The organism is Pseudoalteromonas sp. AOP7-A1-14 (assembly GCF_052376275.1).
In the GTDB taxonomy this organism is placed as follows: domain Bacteria; phylum Pseudomonadota; class Gammaproteobacteria; order Enterobacterales; family Alteromonadaceae; genus Pseudoalteromonas.
On the sequence record NZ_JBQSVO010000148.1, the window covers coordinates 1 to 7386 of the forward strand.

6 protein-coding genes are annotated in these 7386 nt (G+C 37.6%); 2 read left to right on the forward strand and 4 right to left on the reverse strand.

Going from position 1 to position 7386, the window contains the following annotated elements; translation table 11 throughout:
• From ACT3RM_RS16285 to ACT3RM_RS16300, 4 genes are all read right to left on the reverse strand, one after another.
• The coding region (locus ACT3RM_RS16285; RefSeq protein WP_444511419.1) for a Bcr/CflA family efflux MFS transporter at window positions 1–763 on the reverse strand (763 nt) is incomplete at its 3' end.
• Window positions 764–864: 101 nt separating this feature from the next.
• Entirely contained in the window at window positions 865–1542 is a 678-nt protein-coding gene (locus ACT3RM_RS16290; RefSeq protein ID WP_441995310.1) for a response regulator, read from the reverse strand.
• 1 nt (window position 1543) lies between these two features.
• On the reverse strand, window positions 1544–1981 hold the full coding sequence (locus ACT3RM_RS16295; RefSeq protein ID WP_441995308.1) for an ATP-binding protein: 438 nt from the start codon (window positions 1979–1981) through the stop codon (window positions 1544–1546).
• Between the two features lie 46 nt (window positions 1982–2027).
• Window positions 2028–2978: a HAMP domain-containing protein gene (locus ACT3RM_RS16300; protein WP_441995306.1), complete on the reverse strand. Its 951-nt coding sequence runs from the start codon at window positions 2976–2978 to the stop codon at window positions 2028–2030.
• Between the two features lie 157 nt (window positions 2979–3135).
• Here ACT3RM_RS16300 and ACT3RM_RS16305 point away from each other — a divergent pair, with 157 nt between their 5' ends.
• On the forward strand, window positions 3136–4281 hold the full coding sequence (locus ACT3RM_RS16305) for an efflux RND transporter periplasmic adaptor subunit (protein ID WP_441993321.1): 1146 nt from the start codon (window positions 3136–3138) through the stop codon (window positions 4279–4281).
• Between the two features lie 12 nt (window positions 4282–4293).
• The coding region (locus ACT3RM_RS16310) for an efflux RND transporter permease subunit (protein ID WP_444511420.1) at window positions 4294–7386 on the forward strand (3093 nt) is incomplete at its 3' end.

The window sequence follows — 7386 nt, forward strand, 5'->3', positions numbered from 1 at the left end:
AAAATGCATAGCTAAAGGTTTGCTCAGATAAACCAAAGCCATCAATATAAATATACGAACCAGCCGCTAAAAACGCCATGAGTGTCATTGGGGGAATAGTAAAAATAACTAATAAAGAAAGCAAACGAGGGTTTTGTATTACAACAGCTAATCGACCCCAAGATTGAAGTATTGATCCCGTGAATTTACTTTGTAATGTTTCACGATAGGCAATAGCAAATAACATCGACATAGCACCAAACCCAGCTAGTACATAAAACATCATATGCCAAGAGCCTACTTTTAATAATAATGCACCAATTACCGGGGCAACCATTGGTGCGATTATCACTAACGACATGATAGTTGCTATGATCTTTTCTCGTTCTCGACCATCGTATAAATCCTTTACTATTGCTGTTGCTACAACGGTCACAGCGCTTCCACCAAAGGCTTGAATTAAACGAGCTGAAATAAGCATTTCTACTTTATTCGAAAGTGCGCAGAGTAAACTACCGACTACATAAATACTTAAGCCAAGTATTATTATAGGCTTGCGCCCATACTTTTCGCTTAGCGGCCCCCAAAATAGTAATCCAATTGCGTAGACAATAAAGTAAACGCTAAGTGTTAAATTAACCATTGCCTGATTAGTACTTAGCTTGTCGACCATACTCGGTAGTGCAGGTAAATATAAATCGGTTGTTAAAGGGGGAAAGGCACTAACAATAACTAAAAACAACAATGTACCTGTTTTACCTAAAATCGGCTGCTCTACTTTCACACTAAAACTCCAAAATAATGTAATACACAAGCTATACTCTTTCTGAGTATGGCACTTAATCGTGAGGGAAATATGGAGCTTTAAAAAGTAATCGGCTTAATTTAGTTTTCAAACTTATAACCCATGCCATAAATAGACTTAATACATTCAGATCCATCATTTATTGTGTGAAGTTTTCGGCGTAAATTCTTGATATGGCTGTCTACTGTTCTGTCGGTAACAATACGACTATCATGATATATTTTATCCATTAGCTGGTTACGGCTGTATATTTTGTTTTTATTATTAAATAAAAAGTGAAGTAACTTAAATTCCGCAGGTGTGAGTTTTAATGCTTTTTGATAGTAGTGAGCGGTCATTGCTTCTTCATTTATTATTAAGTTTTGAGTTTGCGGCTCTAAGGTATTTCGTCTTACTATATTTTTGACTCGAGCTACCACTTCTCTTGAGCTATAGGGCTTACAAATATAATCATCTGCCCCTAACTCAAGCCCTAGTAAACGGTCAATTTCTTCTACTTTTGCAGTCGCCATAATGACGGGAATACTGCTAAACGTTCTGAGTTCTTTGTATATATCAAGGCCATCTCGATGAGGAAGCATAAGATCTAAAATCACAAGGCTTGGCTTGTGCTCTTTTATCCAGTCTATAACCGTTAGCCCATCTGCAATTATGTGCGTATTAAACCCTGATTGTTGTAAATATTCAGACAATATTTGTCCAAGTGTTGGCTCATCTTCAACAATAAGAATTGTGTGAGTGTTATCTTGGAAATTCATATTAGTGACCTTCATTATATTGTTTTTTAAAGCTAACAATCATTGCTACACCGCCTAATGATGAAATTTGTGCGCTAATACTGCCATTATGTTGTTCAATAATATTTTTACAAATAGATAAACCTAAACCAGAACCACCAGAGTCTCTGCTACGCGATTGATCAACTCGGTATAAACGGCCGAATAATTTATCCAGCGCTGTTAATGGTACTGATGGGGAGCTGTCTTCTATCCATAGTTCAATAGTCTCTTTTTTGTTTTTTATACTCACTTTAATCATGCCTGGGTTGTCGGTATAGCGAATGCTATTTTCAAATACATTAACAAGTAATTGACGAATTAAGTCTTCATCTAAAAATAAAGTGACTTCATTAAGCATTAAATTGTTACTTTTTAGTGTTAGTCCTTTTGCTTGAGCGCGGGCTTCAAAGTTATACATTACACTGTTTACTAATTTATTGAGGCTGATGGGTTTTAATTGCATGTTATATATTGGCTTCGGATTTAGAAAGTACATATAAATCTTCTACTAACTTACCCAAATTTAGAACTTGTTGGTGCATTGAATCAATGTTTTTAGGCTCAGGTGTACGAATACCATCTTGAATGGCTTCTATTTCGCTGCGTAAAACGGCAATAGGAGTTCTTAGTTCATGAGAAATATCAGTGATCCACTGCTCTCGGGTACTTTTTTGTTGTTTTAAACTGATCGAAAGCGAGTTAAAAGCGTTGCCCAGCTCGGCAATTTCGTCTTTGCCTTTGGTTGCAATTTGGGTATTAAAATCGCCTTTTGCTAACGTAAGGGCACCTTGGTGTAATTGTTTTAATGGGGCTAAAAAATGACGAACTAAAAATACAGCACATATTAATGAAAATATACTTGCTAACCCTATTATTAAATAGAGATTTTGTTTTTGTTGATTATAAAAACTGCCAGCCAATGGACCAACAAGATAACTAGTTTGCTCAATAGCTAGCCAACCAATAATTTTTGTGTTTTTTATTATCGGAATTCTAGCAATATTAGACGTAGGATCGTTAGTTGGAGGTAACGTGCCAATAACCCATTTATCGTTTACATCAAGTACAAAAGCGCGATAGCTCGGAGGCCGAATACCATCTTCTTTTGAATATTTAAAATTGCGTTTAATATCGAGACTAATAATTGGTCGTGGTGGCAGTGGCTCACCAATATTAGTAAATAGTTTCTTCCAATGTTGTAAGTCTGAAGTTAAGGGTGTCCAGCCTGTTTTATCATCATAAAATTCTGCTATGGGTTTGGTAAGTTTTGATAGATTTTGCAACTCTGTTTGGTTTATATAGCTTTGAAATCCTTTATTAAAACTGTAATTGGTAAATAGTAAGATTCCAATCACCATTAACAAACTGGTAGTAAAAAGTGACAAAAACAACTTAGAAAAAATAGTTAAGCGCATAAACTTTTAACCTACAACCTATAAATGAACGTTAGTTTATATTTTATTTTGCAGTTTCGGAATCAAATAAAACAATCTCCTTTTTTTCTCCATATTTGCCCCTCTTTTAGTATCAATAATGAGGTATTCCTAATTAAAGCAAAGAGATTAAAGAGTAATGAAAGCATTTCGCAACTTATTTTTAATACCGAACTTATTAATTATCGTCTTAACACTAAGCGCCTGTGGCGAGGTTCAAAACTTACCAGATAATAAAAATGATGCTGTTAAGGTTGATGTTATTGAGCTTAAGTCGATTACGTATCAGCCGTCGGTTGAATTACCTGGTCGTGTATCTGCAATTAAAGAGTCTGAGGTACGTCCTCAAGTAAGCGGTATTATTAAAAGCCGATTATTTACCGACGGTAAAGATGTAAAAGAAGGCGATGTGCTTTATCAAATCGATCCGGCTATTTATCAGGCAAATGTAAACAATGCGCAAGCAAGTGTTAAAAAAGCACAAGCAGATCAAAAAGTAGCTAAAAAAACATTACTGCGCTATGAGAAATTGGCAAAAAATAATGTGGCTAGCCAGCAAGATTTAGATGATGCAGAGGCTAGTTATGAACAAGCATCGGCAGAGGTTAATGTAACTCAGGCTAACTTAGATTATAACAATATTTTATTGTCTTATTCTCAAGTTAAAGCGCCAATTTCTGGTCGTATTGGCATATCAACTGTATCAGAAGGTGCTTTAGTAACTGCAGAGCAGTCGTCATATTTAACAACTATTAAGCAGTTTGACTCAGTTTATGTTGATATGACTCAGTCATCATTAGCGCTACAAAAAATACGTAAAGAGCTTATAGGGCAAGAGAAAAAAGACGATATTGATGTCCCTGTTACTATTAAGCTTGAAGATGGCAGTGCGTATCCATTAAAGGGTTACCTTGAGTCATTAGATATCACGGTTGACCAATCAACAAGTAGTGTAACGCTGCGTGCAATTATGCCAAATCCCACTTTAGAATTACTGCCAGGTATATTTGTGCGAGCCACAATTATGGGGCCAGTAATGCAAAATATTAAGTTACTCCCACAGAGCGTTATTATTCGCAGCCAAAATGGTGCGCCTTATGTTTACGTTGTTAATGAAAATAACCAAGCGGTTAAAAAGGATGTCGTATTGGGACAAGAAATCGGTACTCAGTGGGAAATAAAGCAAGGTTTAACTGATGGCGACAAAGTGATCATCAATAGCTTTTTACAACTTAAAGATGGCGTTGCTGTAGTTATTGATCAAACGTCTACTTCTGACCAATAGTTGAGGTTTAATATGTCTGCATTTTTTATTAATAGACCTATTTTTGCTTGGGTGATTGCTATTGTGATCATGTTAAGTGGTATTTTTGCAATTAACTCATTGCCAATAGCGCAGTACCCCACAATAGCGCCGCCAGCAATTGAAATAAGCGCTTCTTATCCTGGGGAATCAGCTAAAGCTGTTGAAGACAGCGTCACGCAAGTTATCGAACAAGGCATGACAGGTTTAGATAACTTACTTTATATGTCATCTAAAAGTGATTCATCAGGGAGCGTGAGTATTACTCTTACTTTTAGCGCTGAAACCGACCCTGATATAGCACAAGTTCAAGTACAAAACAGCTTACAGCAAGTCGAAAATAGTTTGCCATCACAAGTGCAAGCGCAAGGTGTATCTATACGTAAAAATACCTCAGGCTTTATTTCTATGATTGCCATTTACTCACCAGACAACAGCATGAGTACCGGCGATATCCAAGATTACGTCAATTCATACGTTAAAGACCCTGTTAGTCGTGTGAGCGGTGTAGGTGATGTAAATGTATTTGGCCCATCGTACGCGATGAGGATTTGGTTAGATCCAACTAAACTCAATAGTTTAAAAATGACCCCAAGTGATGTTTACGATGAAATTGCTAAGCAAAACTCACAAGTAACACTCGGCCAGTTGGGAGGCGCGCCCTCAACCGACGACCAACAGTTTAACGCAACGATCAAAGCGCAAAGCCTGTTAACGAGTGTTGACGGATTTAAAAATATTCTTTTAAAAGTAAATACAGATGGCTCGCAAGTACGCCTTCAAGATGTGGCTACCGTAGAGCTTTCGAGCGAAAGTTTCAGTGCTATTCCTACCTTTAATGGTCAAGGTACATCAGGTATAGGTGTAACGCTTGCATCAGGTGCAAACACGCTTGATACCCAAGCAAGTATTGACGCTAAGCTTGAAGAACTTTCAAAAAGCTTTCCTAATGGCTTAAAAGTTGCCAAGGCGATGGATACAACACCGTTTATTAAGTTATCAATTGAAGAAGTTGTATACACCTTAATAGAAGCCATTGTTTTAGTATTTTTTGTTATGTTGTTATTTTTACAAAACTTTCGCGCAACACTTATTCCAACTATTGCAGTGCCGGTGGTACTACTAGGCACATTTGGTGTCATGTCACTTGCTGGATTTAGTTTAAATACCTTAACCATGTTTGGGCTAGTGCTTGCCATAGGTTTACTTGTTGATGATGCAATTGTTGTTGTTGAAAACGTAGAGCGTTTAATGCATGAAGAAGGTTTATCAGCAAAAGACGCAACGCGTAAATCAATGACCCAAATTACGGGTGCTTTAGTGGGTATTACCACGGTATTAGCGGTGGTATTTGTTCCTATGGCATTAATGGATGGCTCAACAGGGGCTATTTATCGTCAGTTTTCTGTAACGATTGTCTCTGCAATGGTGCTTTCGGTTATTGTGGCGCTTATTTTAACGCCAGTGTTGTGCGCTACTTTGCTTAAAGCACCAACGACGAAGGATGAACATAAAAAAAATTGGTTTTTTAAAACCTTCAACAAAGGGTTTAATGCGTTAGCTGGTTACTACAACGTATCGGTAGGGAAGGTACTAAAGCGTCCGCTTCGTTCGTTATCTGTTTACGCTTTACTATTAGTTGCGTGTGGTTTTATTTATCAATCATTACCAAGTTCATTTTTACCTGATGAAGATCAAGGTAATTTTACGGTAATGGTGCAGTCACCTAATGGTTCTACATTAAAGCAAACAGCAGAAGTGATGCAAGACATAACAGATTATTATCAAGAAAATGAAAAAGATACTGTAAATACTGTTTTTGGTGTATCAGGGTTTAATTTTTCAGGGCGTGGGCAAAACGCAGGAATGGCCTTAATTGGGTTAAAAGATTGGTCAGAACGCACTGAAGCGGGTCAAGATGTTAATGCAATTATTGAGCGCACGATGGCGCATTTTAAAGGGTACAAAAAAGGCTCTGTAATTGCTGTTAATCCACCGTCAATACGCCAGCTAGGTAATGCAACAGGCTTTGACTTTTATCTTGAAGATATGGCTGCTATTGGTCACGATAAGCTATTAAGTATTCGTAATCAGCTGATAGAAGAAGCTAATCAGCACCCCGCGTTACAAAAAGTAAGAGCTAACGGACTCGAAGATAATGCTCAGTTTGTACTCGACATTGATTATGAAAAAGCTAAGGCGCTAGGTATTGATTTTGACGATATAAATAATACGCTATCAATCGCATGGGGTTCGTCATATGTGAATGACTTTATTGACCGAGGACGCTCTAAAAAAGTATATATTCAAGCACAAGCCCAGTACCGCATGACACCTGAAGATATTGACGCCTGGTATGTACGAAATGGTGATGGAAACATGGTGCCTATTAATGCATTTAGCTCGTCTCACTGGGAAGAAGGCTCCCCACAGTTAATTAGATATAACGGTAATACAGCGTTTGAAATAGTGGGAGAAGCGGCGCCTGGTTACAGCACCGGTGATGCGATGTCAGTAATTGAAAGTATTTCAAATCAGATAAGCCAAGATACAGCGGTTAGTTGGACAGGCACATCATATCAAGAGTTAGAGGCAGGAAATCAAGCGGCTATTCTTTATGCTGTATCAATACTGATGGTGTTTTTATGTTTAGCGGCATTGTATGAAAGTTGGAGTATTCCTATATCTGTTATTTTAATTATTCCACTGGGCGTTCTAGGCGCATTAGTCGCTACTTACTTTAGGGGCTTGGAGAGTGATGTGTATTTTCAAGTTGGGGTATTAACCACCATTGGTTTATCTGCAAAAAATGCCATTTTAATTGTCGAATTTGCAAAAGAGTTAATGGAAAAGGGGGCGAGTGTACTTGATGCTGCCGTTCAAGCATGTCGTATGCGTTTACGACCTATTATTATGACCTCAATGGCATTTGTTTTAGGCGTATTACCACTGGTTGTCAGCTCTGGTGCAGGTGCAAATTCAAGGCAGGCCATTGGTACATCTGTTATGGGGGGAATGCTATCTGCGACCTTATTAGTTATTTTCTTTGTGCCGTTATTTTTTGTTTTAATACAAAAGTATGTAAGC